The sequence below is a fragment of the Pseudomonas sp. GD03862 genome, assembly GCF_029840855.1.
Classification (GTDB): Bacteria; Pseudomonadota; Gammaproteobacteria; order Pseudomonadales; family Pseudomonadaceae; genus Aquipseudomonas; species Aquipseudomonas alloputida.
This window is the reverse complement of record NZ_JAOCDI010000011.1, coordinates 125,823-140,675: the sequence shown is the minus strand read 5'-3', so window position 1 is coordinate 140,675 and position 14,853 is coordinate 125,823. Positions and strand designations below refer to the sequence as shown.

12 protein-coding genes are annotated in these 14,853 nt (G+C 62.1%); 5 read left to right on the top strand and 7 right to left on the bottom strand.

Annotated elements, in window-relative coordinates; all coding sequences use genetic code 11:
• Positions 1-460 precede the first annotated feature (460 nt).
• The 3 genes from N5D53_RS10300 to N5D53_RS10290 form a co-directional block, all read right to left on the bottom strand.
• A complete protein-coding gene (locus N5D53_RS10300) occupies positions 461-1,156 on the bottom strand; it encodes a glutathione S-transferase N-terminal domain-containing protein (protein ID WP_010954888.1) in 696 nt (231 codons plus the stop codon).
• Positions 1,157-1,243: 87 nt separating this feature from the next.
• The gene (locus tag N5D53_RS10295) at positions 1,244-1,741 is read right to left on the bottom strand and encodes a PaaI family thioesterase (RefSeq protein ID WP_003251394.1); all 498 of its coding nucleotides are present in this window, start codon (positions 1,739-1,741) and stop codon (positions 1,244-1,246) included.
• Between the two features lie 57 nt (positions 1,742-1,798).
• Positions 1,799-3,181: an amino acid permease gene (locus N5D53_RS10290; RefSeq protein ID WP_010954889.1), complete on the bottom strand. Its 1,383-nt coding sequence runs from the start codon at positions 3,179-3,181 to the stop codon at positions 1,799-1,801.
• Positions 3,182-3,436: 255 nt separating this feature from the next.
• On the opposite strand from N5D53_RS10290, the gene gcvA reads away from it, so the two are divergent.
• The gene (gene gcvA, locus N5D53_RS10285) at positions 3,437-4,333 is read left to right on the top strand and encodes a transcriptional regulator GcvA (RefSeq protein ID WP_190869570.1); all 897 of its coding nucleotides are present in this window, start codon (positions 3,437-3,439) and stop codon (positions 4,331-4,333) included.
• A gap of 234 nt (positions 4,334-4,567) precedes the next feature.
• Positions 4,568-5,818: an aspartate aminotransferase family protein gene (locus N5D53_RS10280; protein WP_104961150.1), complete on the top strand. Its 1,251-nt coding sequence runs from the start codon at positions 4,568-4,570 to the stop codon at positions 5,816-5,818.
• 3 nt (positions 5,819-5,821) lie between these two features.
• Here N5D53_RS10280 and N5D53_RS10275 read toward each other — a convergent pair whose 3' ends face one another.
• Positions 5,822-6,124, bottom strand: coding sequence for a hypothetical protein (locus N5D53_RS10275; RefSeq protein ID WP_012051778.1), 303 nt, complete (start codon positions 6,122-6,124; stop codon positions 5,822-5,824).
• Between the two features lie 246 nt (positions 6,125-6,370).
• Between N5D53_RS10275 and N5D53_RS10270 the strand changes: the two genes are divergently transcribed.
• Both N5D53_RS10270 and fusA read left to right on the top strand, forming a co-directional pair.
• The gene (locus tag N5D53_RS10270; RefSeq protein WP_064493170.1) at positions 6,371-6,796 is read left to right on the top strand and encodes a hypothetical protein; all 426 of its coding nucleotides are present in this window, start codon (positions 6,371-6,373) and stop codon (positions 6,794-6,796) included.
• Positions 6,797-6,869: 73 nt separating this feature from the next.
• Positions 6,870-8,981: an elongation factor G gene (gene fusA, locus N5D53_RS10265; protein WP_190869571.1), complete on the top strand. Its 2,112-nt coding sequence runs from the start codon at positions 6,870-6,872 to the stop codon at positions 8,979-8,981.
• A 112-nt stretch (positions 8,982-9,093) separates the two neighbouring features.
• On the opposite strand, the gene N5D53_RS10260 is transcribed toward fusA, so the two are convergent.
• The 3 genes from N5D53_RS10260 to N5D53_RS10250 all read right to left on the bottom strand — a co-directional run bounded on the left by N5D53_RS10260 (position 9,094) and on the right by N5D53_RS10250 (position 13,558).
• A complete protein-coding gene (locus N5D53_RS10260) occupies positions 9,094-10,536 on the bottom strand; it encodes a SulP family inorganic anion transporter (protein WP_190869572.1) in 1,443 nt (480 codons plus the stop codon).
• Between the two features lie 83 nt (positions 10,537-10,619).
• Positions 10,620-12,329, bottom strand: coding sequence for a S8/S53 family peptidase (locus N5D53_RS10255; protein ID WP_190869573.1), 1,710 nt, complete (start codon positions 12,327-12,329; stop codon positions 10,620-10,622).
• Positions 12,330-12,382: 53 nt separating this feature from the next.
• On the bottom strand, positions 12,383-13,558 hold the full coding sequence (locus tag N5D53_RS10250; protein ID WP_019438094.1) for a hypothetical protein: 1,176 nt from the start codon (positions 13,556-13,558) through the stop codon (positions 12,383-12,385).
• A 125-nt stretch (positions 13,559-13,683) separates the two neighbouring features.
• On the opposite strand from N5D53_RS10250, the gene N5D53_RS10245 reads away from it, so the two are divergent.
• Complete coding sequence (locus N5D53_RS10245) at positions 13,684-14,448, top strand: secretin N-terminal domain-containing protein (protein ID WP_177409986.1); 765 nt, start codon at positions 13,684-13,686, stop codon at positions 14,446-14,448.
• Positions 14,449-14,853: the final 405 nt, after the last annotated feature.

Sequence of the window (14,853 nt, the reverse complement as noted above, 5' to 3'; positions counted from 1 at the left end):
TAGGAGCGGGTTTACCCGCGAATACGGTAGCCGCGGCAACCGTGAACGGCGGGTGGAGATTGGCCAGCAGGTCCGGCCCTTTCGCGGGTGAACCCGCTCCTACGGGCGACCTGAGTCCGACCCTAGATGCGTGTCCACCACCGATCTGCGTAGGAGCGGGTTTACCCGCGAATACGGGAGCGGCGCCAACCGTGAACGGCGGGTGGAGATTGGCCAGCAGGTCCGGCCCTTTCGCGGGTGAACCCGCTCCTACGGGCGACCTGAGTCCGACCCCAGATGCGTGTCCACCACCGATCTGCGTAGGAGCGGGTTTACCCGCGAATACGATAGCCGCGGCAACCGTGAACGGCGGGTGGAGATTGGCCAGCAGGCCCGGTCCTTTCGCGGGTGAACCCGCTCCTACGGGCGACCGGCAGGCGTTTCGAAGTTTGCGCAAGGCTGTTGTCCCCGCACAGGTTGATCAGCCCGGGATTTTCAGGCCACGCTGCACGGCTGGCCGTTCCAGGAAATTCGCCAGCACGCGCTGCACTTCCTTGAACTGGTCGAAGCCCACCAGGTCACGGGCGTTGTAGCGCTCCACCAGGTTACGCACCCAAGGGAAGATGGCGATGTCGGCGATGCTGTATTCCTCAGCCATCCACTGCCGACCTTTCAAATGCCGATCCAGCACGCCCAGCAGCCGCTTGGACTCGTTGACATAGCGGTCGCGCGGGCGCTTGTCTTCATATTCCTTGCCAGCAAAGAAATGGAAGAACCCGACCTGGCCGAACATCGGCCCGATGCCGCCCATCTGGAACATCAGCCACTGCAGGGTCTGGTAGCGCTGGGCGGGGTCCTGGCTGAGCAGCTGGCCGCTCTTCTCCGCCAGGTACTGCAAGATCGCCCCCGATTCGAACAGCGCCAGCGGCTGACCGCCCGGCCCGTTCGGGTCGAGGATGGCGGGGATCTTGTTGTTCGCGCTGAGCGAGATGAACTCGGGGCTCAATTGGTCGTCATTGTCGAAGCTGACCTTGTGCGCCTCGTAAGCCAAGCCAATCTCTTCGAGCATGATCGACACCTTCACCCCGTTGGGCGTCGGCAACGAGTACAACTGCAGGCGTTCGGGATGTTTGGCGGGCCATTTGCGGGTAATGGGGAAAGCACTGAGTTCGGTCATGATCAACCTTGCCAAGGGAATGAACCTGTCACTCTAGAGACATCCCCAGCCGCTGACCATCACCGACCACTCATCAGCGTTGGCAGCTCAGGCCTGGCCGTGGGCCTTGAGCTTGAGCTTTTCGGTATCGACGCGGACAAACACGGAGTCGGCGGTCACAGTCAGTACATCCTCTGCCCAGACTTCGCAGATTACCCGGCTCTTGCGCCCCACTTCGCCTTCGACACGCGCCTTGAGCAACAGCTCGACGCCCATCGGCGTAGGTTTCAGGTAGGTCAGGTTGAGCGTGCCGGTAACGCAATCGATACGCGGCAGGCTGCCCGGCTCTCGGCCTTCGTTACGGTAGTGGTAGGCCATCGCCGTCCAGTTGGAGTGGCAGTCGACCAGCATCGCCAGCAGGCCACCGTAAACCAGGCCAGGCCAGCCAATGAAGGTGCTGTCGGGCGAGTGACGGCACACCAGGTGAACACCGTCGGCGTCCCAGTGGCTTTGCAGGTGCAGGCCGCTGGGGTGGGAACAGCCGCAGCCATAGCAAGTACCCTCAGGGGCCGCGAGGGCTTGAAGGGAAAGTGTGTGATCAGTCATACGCTTCCTGTGCTTGTTGGAATGGGGGCGCGCAACGCCCCCATTAAAGCAGAAACATCAGGCCGTCTGGGCAACCATCTTCGCACGCCGCTGGGTCAGCGAAACCAGCAGGATGAACGCGGTCACCCCGGCAGTCATCAGCGTTTCGTAGCGGTAGGCATCGCTGAACAGCATGTAGCCCAGCACCATGACGATGGTGCCGATCACCAGCCAGGTCAGCCAGGGGAACAGCCACATCTTCAGTTCCAGCGGACGCCCTTCACGCTCGGCACGGGCACGCATGCGCAGTTGCGACACGGCGATGACCAGGTACACCAGCAAGGCGATGGCGCCGGTGGTCGACAGCAGGAAGCCAAACACCTTGCCCGGGAACACATAGTTGACGAAGCAGCCAGCGAAGCCCGCCAGGGTGGAGAAGATCACTGCCACGGTCGGCACGCCGGAACCGGAGATGCGCTTGGTCACGCTCAGCGCCTGACCACGCGCGCCCAGCGAATAGAGCATGCGCGATGCCGTGTAGAGCCCCGAGTTCATGCAACTTGTCACCGCCACCAGCACCACCAGGTCAACCAGCAACTTGGCGCCCGGCACGTTCAGTACTTCCAGTACACGCTGGAACGACCCTACCGCTTTGAGCCCGGGGTCGTTCCAGGCCACCAGCGACACCACCAGGAAGATCGACGCCAGGTAGAAGATGGCGATGCGGTACACCACCAGGTTGGTGGCGCGGCGAATCTTGTCTTTCGGGTTGGCGGTCTCGTCAGCCGCGATGGTGACAATTTCGGCACCGAAGAACGAGAAGATGGTGATCAGCACGCCCCCAAGCACCGTCCCGAACCCATTGGGCATGAAACCACCGCTGTCCCACAGCCGGCTCACCCCGGATACCTCTGCCAGCGGCCAGAAGCCGAACACCGCCAAGGTGCAGACCCCGATGAAGCCAATGATCGCGACCACCTTGACCAGCGCGAACCAGTACTCGAAGGCACCGAAGTTCTTCACGCTGACCAGGTTGGTGCCCGACAGCACCAGCATGATCAGGAAAGCGAACAGCCAGGACGGCACGCCAGGGAAGTAGGCATGCAGGATGTCAGCACCGGCAATGGCTTCCACCGGAATGATCAACACCCAGAACCACCAGTACAACCAGCCAATGGTAAAGCCCGCCCAAGGCCCGATGGCCTCCGAGGCGTAGGTGGAAAAAGAGCCGCTGTTGGGGTTTGCGATGGCCATTTCACCCAGCATGCGCATCACCAGCAAGACCAGCAGGCCAGTCATGGCGTAGGAGATGAGGATGGCCGGGCCGGCGGTGGCAATGGCGTTGGAGGACCCGATGAACAGCCCGGCGCCGATGATGCCGGCAATGGAGATCATGGAAACCTGACGGGAAGTCAGGCCGTGCTGCAGTGAGCGCTGTTTCTTGTTGTCTTGCGAAGCCATGAAGAACCCTCGAATGGGTCGGCCGCAGCAAAGCGGCTGAAGGTCTGAGCAGAATTCTTATAAATTTCTGATGTGTGTTGTTGTTGTTTTGCAGATGACCGAAGCGGGTATTGACCTCCTCTTCGCATGACCGGTTGTAATCGTTGATCCAGGTCAGTATTAATCTATAGGCCGGGGTCAACAAACGACCTTTTCGAACCACATAATTCCTTTATGGAATGAACTCCTTCCTTTTTTGCTCGGTATTCGCCCGTCATGTCCAAACGCCTGATGCCTTCGACCACCGCCCTTCAGTGCTTCGAAGCGGCCGCTCGCCACCTCAGCTTCACCCGCGCGGCCCAGGAACTGCACCTGACCCAGAGCGCCGTCAGCAAGCAGGTCGCGCAGCTTGAGGACATGCTCTCGCACTCGCTGTTCCAGCGCATTCGCCGGCGCCTGCACCTGACCCCGGCCGGCGCGCTGTACCTCACCGAAGTGAACAAGATCCTCACCCAGATCGACATATCCAGTCGCTACATCCTCAGTTACGGCGACGAAACCGAAGTGCTGCGCATCGCCACCCAGCCGACCTTCGGCGCCCGCTGGCTGGTGCCCCGGCTCAAGGGTTTTGGTGACCGCTACCCACGCATTCACCTGGATGTGCGCAACGAGCTGGAGCCATTCGACCTGGTACAGGCCAAGGCGGACGTCGCCTTTTTCTTCGGCCAGGGCACCTGGCCCGGGGCGACTTGCATCGAGTTGTTCAGCGAAGAAGTGGTGCCGGTGTGCAGCCCGCAGCTGCTGGCCAGCCACCGTTTCGACAGCGCCCAGGCGCTGACTGAGCACCGCCTGTTGCAATGCGTGTCGCGGCCGGAGGCCTGGCATGAGTGGTTCCTGGGGCTTGGGTTACATAGCCAGAACAGCTACCACGGGCCGCGCTTCGACACGTTCTACCTGTGTATCCGCGCGGCCATCTCCGGCTGCGGCATAGCCCTGATTCCCCGCTATCTGGTGGCCGAAGAGCTGAGCGAAGGCAAGCTGGTGGTGGCCTGGGACCACCCTGTGGCAAGCAACGGGAGGCACTTCATTGCGCATGCCGAGCATGCGGCCGAAGTGCCCAAGATCAGGGCCTTTGTGCAGTGGATCCGGGAGCGGGTGGCTGAAGGCAATTGATTTGACCTGCCCCGGCCTTCTCGCAAACACGCCCGCTCCTGCAGACCTGCCACAGCCCTGATGTCGTGCGCCCTCCGTAGGAGCGGGCTTGCCCGCGAAGAGGCCGGCACAGCCAACCCAAAAAACCGCCCAGATCACGAATCCATGGAATGACCGCAATCGAATAATTCGTTTGCGGAATAACCCGCCGACACGCTTGGATAATAAGAAACTCGAACAAGGTCCGCGTGCCCCATGAACCAGGAAAGTATCAGCCAATCCATTGCCATCGTTCACCCGATCACACTTTCCCATGGCCGTAATGCCGAAGTCTGGGACACTGACGGCAAACGTTACATCGACTTCGTCGGCGGTATCGGCGTGCTCAACCTGGGCCACTGCAACCCCGCTGTGGTCGAGGCCATCCAGGCTCAGGCCACCCGCCTGACCCACTACGCCTTCAACGCGGCCCCTCACGGCCCTTACCTGGCCCTGATGGAGCAACTGAGCCAGTTTGTGCCTGTCAGCTACCCACTGGCCGGCATGCTCACCAACAGCGGCGCGGAAGCGGCGGAGAACGCCCTGAAAGTGGCCCGCGGCGCCACCGGCAAACGGGCCATCATCGCGTTCGACGGCGGCTTCCATGGGCGCACCCTGGCCACCCTGAACCTCAATGGCAAGGTCGCCCCCTACAAGCAGCGGGTCGGCGAACTGCCCGGGCCGGTGTATCACCTGCCCTACCCCAGCGCGGATACCGGGGTTACCTGCGAGCAAGCGCTCAAGGCCATGGACCGCCTGTTCAGCGTCGAGCTGGCGGTGGAGGACGTCGCGGCGTTCATCTTCGAGCCAGTGCAGGGTGAAGGCGGCTTCCTTGCCCTGGACCCGGCCTTCGCCCAGGCCCTGCGCCGCTTCTGCGACGAGCGTGGCATCCTGATCATCATCGACGAGATCCAGTCGGGCTTCGGCCGCACCGGCCAGCGCTTCGCGTTTCCGCGCCTGGGTATCGAGCCCGACCTGCTGCTGCTGGCCAAAAGCATCGCTGGCGGTATGCCGCTGGGTGCAGTGGTCGGGCGCAAGGAATTGATGGCGGCGCTGCCCAAGGGCGGCCTGGGTGGCACCTATTCGGGCAACCCGATTGCCTGTGCGGCGGCCTTGGCCAGCCTGGCGCAGATGACCGACGAAAACCTTGCAACCTGGGGTGAACGGCAGGAACAGGCCATCGTCAGCCGTTATGAGCGCTGGAAGGCTTCGGGCCTGAGCCCGTACATCGGCCGCCTGACCGGCGTGGGCGCCATGCGAGGGATCGAGTTCGCCAATGCCGATGGCAGCCCGGCACCGGCACAACTGGCCAAGGTGATGGAAGCAGCCCGCGCCAAGGGCCTGCTGCTGATGCCCAGCGGCAAGGCGCGGCACATCATTCGCCTGCTGGCACCGCTGACCATCGAGGCCGAGGTGCTCGAGGAAGGGTTGGATATCCTCGAGCAGTGCCTGGCAGAACTGAACTGAGGCTTACAGGCCGAGTTCTTCCGGGGTAAGCATGTCGGACTCGAAGGCGATCCAGCCGCCTTCCAGTTCGGCATGGCCGTTGACGATCGGGCCGTAATAGGTCAGGCCGTTCTCCAGGGTTACGCAAATGTGCGTGGCCGGTTTCTCAGGGGCCGCGAGCGTACCGACGAAATGCACCTTCTTCAGGGTTTCGGTCACCGCTTCCAGGCCCACGCGCATCTTGGGGTTTTCCGAGGCTTCGGTATCTCCGCCACGGTCTTCGGCGCTGATGGTCACGGTGGCGATGTACGGGTACTTGGTGCTCAAACGGGGTTACCTCGGTGGGTGTATAGGCGTACGGGCGCGTAGAGTACGGCAGGCCGTCTCTGTTGTCTCTACTGGCCTCTTCGCGGGCACGCCCGCTCCCACAGGGATCGCATGTTGCTCAGGGTATGCAGGACACCTGTGAGGGGCGGGTCTGCCTGGGAAGAGCCGGGCCTGCAACAGGTGATCTGAATGCCCCGATCTGTTAGGGTGCCCGCCGATGCACGCCACACCACACGAGGATCCCGAGTGAGCGCCGAAGAACCCCTGATCGCCGACCTGTTCGAAGTCGACAAACGCCTGTCCCTCAAGCCCGTCGTGGACTTCAACAGCTACCTGCGCAACGCCTTCGGCGAGGGCCCATGCCGCTGCCACCGCTGCGTAGAAGGTGCCGACCAAAGCACCTACAGCCACGCGCACAACTTCACCTTCGAAGGCCGCCAGTGGCACCGCCGGTTCGCCAGCACCGCTGGCAGCGACGTCGCCCAGGTGTTGAAAAAAGCCTGGCTGTCGTACACCAAGGCTGATCTCAACCTGGTCGGCGCGCTGGACCTGACCACCCTCAAGACCTTTACCGAGGCCACCCTGCACACGCGCCTGCTGGCCTTGCTGCCGGCCAGCGGCCTGGCCCGTGAAGTGGATGGCCAGTGGATGCTGCAAGCCCAGGCCGACTGACGGCCCGGTGGCAGGGCAGGATTCCACCGGTCTGCTAACTTGGTGGAATCCGTCCACCCACAGGTAGTCCGCCATGGCCCGCACAACGCCCATCGAGCTGTACCGCAATATCGGCATCGTTGCCCACGTGGATGCCGGCAAGACCACGACCACCGAGCGGATCCTGTTCTACACCGGGGTCAACCACAAGATGGGCGAAGTGCACGATGGCGCGGCGACCATGGACTGGATGGCCCAGGAGCAGGAACGCGGCATCACCATCACCTCGGCGGCGACCACGGCGTTCTGGCAAGGCTCGACCAAGCAGTTCGCCCACAAGTACCGTTTCAACATCATCGACACCCCAGGCCACGTCGATTTCACCATCGAGGTGGAGCGCTCATTGCGCGTGCTCGATGGCGCGGTCGTGGTATTCAGCGGCGCGGACGGCGTCGAGCCGCAGTCCGAGACAGTCTGGCGCCAGGCCAACAAGTACCACGTGCCACGCTTGGCCTACATCAACAAGATGGACCGCCAGGGGGCCAACTTCCTGCGCGTGGTCAAGCAGATCGATCAGCGCCTGGGGCACCACCCGGTACCCATTCAGCTGGCCATCGGCAGCGAAGAAAACTTCATGGGCCAGATCGACCTGGTGAAGATGAAGGCCATCTACTGGAACGATGCCGACCAGGGCACCAGTTACCGCGAAGAAGATATTCCCGCCGATCTGCAGGAGCTTGCCGACGAATGGCGCGCGCACATGATCGAAGCTGCGGCCGAGGCCAATGACGAGCTGACCATGAAGTTTCTCGATGGCGAGGAGCTGAGCATCGAAGAGATCAAGGTCGGATTGCGCCAGCGCACCATCGCTAACGAAATCGTGCCGACCATCCTCGGCTCATCGTTCAAGAACAAAGGCGTGCCGCTGATGCTCGACGCGGTGATCGACTATCTGCCCGCCCCCTCGGAAATTCCTGCCATCCGCGGCACCGACCCGGATGATGAAGAAAAGCACCTGGAACGGCACGCCGACGACAAAGAGCCGTTCTCGGCACTGGCTTTCAAGATCGCCACCGACCCGTTCGTCGGCACCCTCACCTTCGCCCGCGTTTATTCCGGCGTGCTCAGCTCAGGCAATGCGGTACTCAACTCGGTCAAAGGCAAGAAGGAACGCATCGGCCGCATGGTGCAGATGCATGCCAACCAGCGTGCCGAAATCAAGGACGTGTGTGCCGGCGACATCGCCGCACTGATCGGCATGAAGGACGTGACCACCGGCGATACCCTGTGCGACATGGACAAACCGATCATCCTCGAACGCATGGACTTCCCCGACCCGGTGATTTCCGTCGCAGTAGAGCCGAAAACCAAGGCCGACCAGGAAAAAATGGGCATCGCGCTGGGCAAGCTGGCCCAGGAAGACCCCTCATTCCGCGTGCGTACCGATGAAGAGACTGGCCAGACCATCATCTCGGGCATGGGCGAGCTGCACCTGGATATCATCGTCGACCGCATGCGCCGCGAGTTCAACGTCGAGGCCAACATCGGCAAGCCGCAGGTGGCCTACCGGGAAAAAATCCGCAATACCTGCGAGATCGAGGGGCGTTTCGTGCGCCAGTCCGGTGGCCGTGGCCAATACGGCCATTGCTGGATCCGTTTCGCCCCCGGTGATGAAGGCAAAGAAGGCCTGGAGTTCATCAACGAGATCGTCGGCGGCGTGGTACCCCGCGAGTACATCCCGGCAATCCAGAAGGGTATCGAAGAGCAAATGAAGAACGGCGTGCTTGCCGGCTACCCCCTGATCAACCTCAAGGCCGCCGTGTTCGATGGCTCGTACCACGATGTCGACTCCAACGAGATGGCCTACAAGATCGCCGCGTCAATGGCCACCAAGCAGTTGTCGCAGAAAGGCGGCGCAGTGTTGCTGGAGCCGGTGATGAAGGTAGAGGTGGTGACGCCCGAGGAATATCAGGGCGACATCCTCGGCGACTTGAGCCGACGTCGCGGCATGATCCAAGACGGTGATGAAACACCGGCTGGCAAGGTGATACGTGCCGAAGTGCCGTTGGGTGAAATGTTCGGCTACGCCACCTCGATGCGCTCGATGACCCAGGGCCGGGCCAGCTTCTCGATGGAGTTCACCCGCTATGCCGAGGCCCCGGCGAGCATTGCCGATGGCATCGTCAAGAAGAGCCGCGGGGAGTAAGCGGTTCTCCTGTACCGGCCTCTTCGCGGGTAAACCCGCTCCTACAGGGGTATGCGATCCCTCGTAGGAGCGGGTTTACCCGCGAAGAGGCCGGCACAGGCAGCAACAGTTTTCAATGCTGCTCGCCCGCCCGCTTCAACAGCTTCTTGCACCGCTCCGACAAATGCACCACGCGCAAATGCTTGCCCGCCTTGGCATAGCGCTCGCGCAGGGTTTTCAGCGCCGCAACCGCCGAATAATCGACAAAGCTCAAATGCTGGCAATCCAGCGTGACCTGGGCCGGGTCCCCGGCCGTGTCGAACTGGTTGAGGAACGAGGTGGTCGAGGCAAAGAACAGCGTGCCATGCAGTTGATAACGCTTGCCGCCCTCCGCGTCCTCATGGGTGTCGGCATACAGCTCCCGCGCATGCTGCCAGGCAAAGTTGAGCGCCGCGATGATGATACCGAACAGCACTGCCATGGCCAGGTCGGTGAGCACCGTGACCACAGTCACCGCAACGATCGCCAGCACATCATTCACCGGCACCTTGTGCAACACCCGCAACGACGCCCAGGCAAAGGTCTGCTGGGCCACCACGAACATCACTCCGACCAGCGCCGCCAGGGGAATACGCTCGATCAGCGGCGACAGGAACAACACGAACAGCAGAATCATCACCCCGGCCACTACCCCCGACAACCGGCCCCGGCCATTGGAGCTGAGGTTGATCACCGTCTGCCCGATCATCGCGCAGCCGCCCATGCCGCCGCACAGGCCCGACACCATGTTCGCAGCGCCCAATGCCACACACTCGCGGTCCGGGAAGCCACGGCTCTCGGTGATTTCGTCGGTCAGGTTGAGGGTGAGCAGGGTTTCCAGCAGGCCGACCATGGCCATCAGCACCGCGTAAGGGGCGATGATTTTCAGTGTTTCCAGATTCCAAGGCACATCCGGCAGCGCCAGCCCCGGCAGGCCACCGGCGATGTGCGCCATGTCGCCCAGGGTGCGGGTAGGCAGCCCGAGCACGTACACCAGCAGGCCAACACCGAGGATCGCCACCAAGGCCGGCGGCACCGCGCGGGTCAGTTTCGGCAGCACATAAACCACCGCCATGGTCAGCGCCACCAGGCCGATCATCAGGTACAGCGGCGTGCCAATGAGCCAGTGTTCGCCGTCCTTGAAATGCTCCAGCTGAGCCATGGCGATGACGATGGCCAGGCCGTTTACGAAGCCAAGCATGACCGGGTATGGCACCAGGCGCACCAATTTGCCCAGACGCAGCAGGCCGAACAGGATCATGACCACACCGCCCAGCAGCACCGTGGCCAGCAGGTACTGCACGCCGTGCTGCACCACCAAGGCGACGATCACCACCGCCATCGAGCCGGCAGCGCCGGAGATCATCCCCGGCCGCCCGCCGAACAGCGCCGTCAGGGTACAAATGATGAACGCGCCATACAGGCCCATCAGCGGGTTGAGGTGGGCCACCAGGGCAAAGGCGATGCACTCGGGGACCAAGGCGAACGAGGTGGTGAGGCCGGCGAGCAGGTCGGCGCGTAGTCGGGCGGGCTTCATGGGCTTCCTGTGGTGCAGTCCTGACGGACGTTAGAAAAACGAGGGGCGCGATGTTACGGAATTTGTCTGACAGCGGCCACCGCTCAACGCACACGTTCCAGGCTCTGCACGGCCAGGTCCAGCGCACGCTGCATGTCCAGGCGCGCCGAACGGCCCAGGTCCGGGTCGTTCAGGCGGCCGCCACGCTCTGAGGGCAGGATCGGTGCCGTCAGGTCTTCGGCATCCATAGCTTCGAAATCCTGTTCGGCGCCCAGGGTCAAGGCACTGCGCCGCAACAGCATGCGCACCTGTTCCGGGGTAAGTGCCGGGTTGATTGACAGCATCGTCGCCACAGTGGCAGTCACCAAAGGTGTCGCGTACGACGTGCCACAATGCGCAGCCTCGGCAGAAACCGGGCGTATGCAGGCAGCAGCACTGACATCCACGCGCATGTCGATGTTGGAACTGTGACGCTTGCGCACATGATCGTGGGCTTCAACTGCCGTAGCCTTGTCACTGCGCTGATGCCCGCCCACCACCAGCAATTGTTCGGTGATGAACGACGAAGGCAGGCGATATTCATCGGTCCCCGACCAGGACGCACCATTACCCGCCGAATTCACCACCACCACATCAGGGTGCTCCTTGCGCAGCCAGAGGAAAAACTCCTCAAGCAACTCCTCGTAGCCACTCATTGCCAGCCCGGAACGCACCAGCGAATCAACCTCATCACCGTTGACATCGCGCGCGCCGACCCGGTGAATGCCCCAGCTCCAGTTCAGCACCCGCACGCCATCTTCGACCAAGTTCACCGAGGCAGCGATATTGGCGGTGATACCGGCATCCGAGTTGCGCTCTACCATCACCTCGAAGCCAGGGCTGTGCTTGCCCAGCCCCGGCAAAAAGCCCTCACCCTGCGCAGCGAGAATGCCCGCAACATGGCTGCCGTGGCTGGCCGGGCGATCACCGTCGCGAGCGTAGAGGCATGTCTGGCCTTGTTCGCAGTCCCCTCGATAATGGCCGAACCCTGGGGCGTCGAAGTCCACTTCACGCTCGATTACCCCGACCCGCACGGGCTTCACCGGCAAGCCAGAGGCGGCAATCCGGCGCCGGTAGAAATACAGCGCGTCCATGAAGCGGTTGGCGGCCCATTCGTCCGCCTGGTCGATGGCCCGGGTGCCGCGCCCATTGCCCTCCTCCCCGCGCTCGGGGGCGGACTCTTCGACAATCACGGCATCCACGCTGACTTCACTGCCCATGCGCAGGACCATCGCATCGCGCTGCATCAGGTCCTCTACCGGCAAGCGCAGCTGGTAGACATTCAACGGCGGAATGGCACCCACAACCTGGGCGCCGTATTTACCGGCGATGCGCCGGGCCTCGTCGAGGCCGTCGTATTTTTCTTCGATCAACAGGCTGACCAGATCGACATAAGTGGTCAGGCCGTCCATGTTCTTCGCCACTTCATCAGGCCCTGCGGCGATCACATGACTGCGTTGGCGGGTCAGCCATACCGGGTTGCTGGTGCGGCCGCCATCGGCCAGCCAGAGCGGGGCGCTGCGCTGGGCTTCTCTCACCAGTTTCAGCGTCAGCCGGTCACCTTGCCGCCCGACATTGGCTTCTGACAGCCGCACACCGCCCAACCATACCGTTGGCAGGTTTGCCCCGAGCCCCTCGGCACGCAGGCACCATTGCTGCTGGCTATCGCTGAACAAGTCGCCGCAACGCTGCAGCTGCTTGATGCGCAGCGTGTCCGCTGCAGCCTGTGTACCCAGACTGCAAAGCCATAACAGCAAGATCAGGACACCGTTCATGCAATCACCCCACGCGCTCCCTGTGAGTGCGACTTACGGGGCACCTCAAAGGTTCACCTGTGGCTGGCAACTGCCTGGTCGCGGGCGAGCCATTCGGCCATGGAAGTATCCTCCAACGCGTACTCGCCACGATTGGCCTTCCATACCAGCTCCTTGTCGCGCAGGGCATCGAGGGCCTTCTGTACGTTTGCCGTGTTGACGTTGGCTACCGCCTGGGCCTGCTCCAGCTTGCGGCTGACCTCAACCAGGGTTTGCTCGGTAAACGGGGAAAACGGCTGCCGGCCCAGCGTGCGCTCGGCCATGACCTCTAGCACGGCCTGCTGCAACGGCGTAAGTTCGTTCCAAGCGCTTTCGTAGTCACTCCACACCCCAGCTTGATGGTTCAGCGCCCCATTGCGCAGCAGTTCACCCAGGTTGCCCGCCTCACCCAGGCCGACGCTAACTTCGGCCAACAGTTTGTTGAGCATTTCCGGGCGCCGGCCGACCAATTCGAACGCGTATGCCAAGTCCTCTACCTTGAACTGGTTACTGTCGGCCAGGCGACGGTTCCACAAGGCGGTGATGAATTCGACATATTCACGCCCCAGCAACGGAAATGGCGTGATGCTGGCACCAAAGAATGGCTGCTTGCTCTTGAGTACCAGGTTGGCCAGCTTGTCACGACTAGAGCCCGTGAACACCAGGCGCAAGCCGTCCGGACGGTCGCCACGGTTAAGATGGTCACGCGCGGCTTTCAGCGCGAACATCGCATTGAGGCCATCTTCGCTGTTAAGGGCGTGCTGAGCCTCGTCGATGATCAGCACTACCAGCTGCCCTGACACCTGGTGCAACACGGCAAGCGCCTGGGCCAGGGTAGTCCCCGCAGGCAGTTGCGGGCGGGTGAAATCCCAGCTCAGGGTGCGCAGCAGGTTGATCTTGTCGATACCGGCCTTTTTCGCGGTCCTGGCCAGCGCACCTTCGAATCTGGCCAGCGCAGTACCGATGGCGCCACTGATGAGCTGCGCAGGGGCGGCGTCGCGATCCGACCACAGGTCGACGTAAACCGGTAGCCAGCCGCGCTGTACGCATTCCGGTATGAAGTCGTTGTTGAGGAAGGTGCTCTTGCCTGTACGCCGGGGCGCGGCCAGGAACATGCCCGAGCTGTAATCGACCAACGACTCGCCGGCCAAGTCTTGGGCCAGTGCGTTGGCCAACTGATTACGGCGTAGGAGCGGGCGAACGGGAGACATGCAATTAACCTCAATTATCTTGCCTACTATAATTTATAGCCTACAAGATAAACCAGGATAATACGACCGTCTGCAACCGTGCCGGCGTGATCCAGATCCGGCAAAAAGTCAGCAAATTTGCCATCATGTTGGTTCCACCTGCGGAGATCATGGACATGCCGCTACGCCCCCTTTTCGCCTCCCTGTTGCTGGTCGCCAGCCTCACCGCCCACGCCGCCACCGAGGTGGTGCCACTTCAGCATCGCAGCAGCGCCGAACTGCTGCCCGCCCTGCAGGCTTTCATCGGCAAGGACGGCACGGTCAGCGCCTTCGAGAACAAACTGATCGTCAACGCCAGCCCCGAGCGCATCGACGACCTGCGCGCCCTGCTGCAACAGCTGGACACCGCGCCCAAGCGCCTGCTGATCAGCGTCGACAACAACGACAGCAATTTCCAGGACAACCGCGGCAACGCACGCGTCATTCACTACGGCACCAGCAACCGCGACGGCGGCATGCAGCAGGTACAAGCCAGCGAAGGGCAACCGGCACTGATCCAGGTGGGCCAGAGCATCCCCATTACCAGCACCAGCACAGACGGCTATGGGCGCATTCAGAGCAACACCGAATACCGCAACGTGACCCAAGGCTTCTACGTAACCCCAAGCCTGAGCGGCGAAACGGTTCGTCTGCAAATAAGCAGCAATAATGACCGTATCAGCCATGAACGTGCAGATGTAGTGAAAGTGCAAAGTACCGACACGACAGTCACTGGCAAGCTCGGCGAGTGGATCACCCTGGCGGGGTTCAACCAGCAGAGCCAAGCCGACCGCAGCGCGTCAAGCCACACGTACAGCACCCAACGGGGTGAAAACATGACATTGCGTGTCAAAGTCGACCTTGTGGACTGATCCCAGGCAATTCAAGGCTTCGACCAAAGGCCTTGAAACTGACTGCCAAGTCGCATTAGACCAAAGATGTAGTAAGGACAAAAAAGCACTACAAAACATTTGACAGGGTCTTTTTCCCAAGGGCATGATGGCCTCGCTCCCGCTAATCAGGGGCCCTGGCAAGGGCCTTCGGGGCGCGCTCCTTCCACCCCAGGAGGCGCCTCGTGTCTATACGGCCCACAAGGCGGTTCGACGGGATTGCGACTGCAACGAAGAAGTTGTCCCGAGGGACGGAAGCGCATCACCGCAGTACTGGCAATCGCGTAGCACCGCAGCAAGGCAACCACGAGCCGACCTGCCGGAGCGCACCTTCGCCTGGCCTGCCCAACCTTCCCCTTCGAGCCTTCGCGTTCGCCGCCGCAAGCC

Excerpts from the sequence above, each read along its gene's own strand:
- N5D53_RS10295 (WP_003251394.1), bottom strand. The coding sequence starts at position 1,741 with ATGACTGATCACACACTTTCCCTTCAAGCCCTCGCGGCCCCTGAGGGT.
- N5D53_RS10250 (WP_019438094.1), bottom strand. The coding sequence starts at position 13,558 with ATGTCTCCCGTTCGCCCGCTCCTACGCCGTAATCAGTTGGCCAACGCA.
- fusA (WP_190869571.1), top strand. The coding sequence starts at position 6,870 with ATGGCCCGCACAACGCCCATCGAGCTGTACCGCAATATCGGCATCGTT.
- N5D53_RS10300 (WP_010954888.1), bottom strand. The coding sequence starts at position 1,156 with ATGACCGAACTCAGTGCTTTCCCCATTACCCGCAAATGGCCCGCCAAA.
- N5D53_RS10260 (WP_190869572.1), bottom strand. The coding sequence starts at position 10,536 with ATGAAGCCCGCCCGACTACGCGCCGACCTGCTCGCCGGCCTCACCACC.
- N5D53_RS10280 (WP_104961150.1), top strand. The coding sequence starts at position 4,568 with ATGAACCAGGAAAGTATCAGCCAATCCATTGCCATCGTTCACCCGATC.
- N5D53_RS10290 (WP_010954889.1), bottom strand. The coding sequence starts at position 3,181 with ATGGCTTCGCAAGACAACAAGAAACAGCGCTCACTGCAGCACGGCCTG.
- N5D53_RS10245 (WP_177409986.1), top strand. The coding sequence starts at position 13,684 with ATGTTGGTTCCACCTGCGGAGATCATGGACATGCCGCTACGCCCCCTT.
- gcvA (WP_190869570.1), top strand. The coding sequence starts at position 3,437 with ATGTCCAAACGCCTGATGCCTTCGACCACCGCCCTTCAGTGCTTCGAA.
- N5D53_RS10255 (WP_190869573.1), bottom strand. The coding sequence starts at position 12,329 with ATGAACGGTGTCCTGATCTTGCTGTTATGGCTTTGCAGTCTGGGTACA.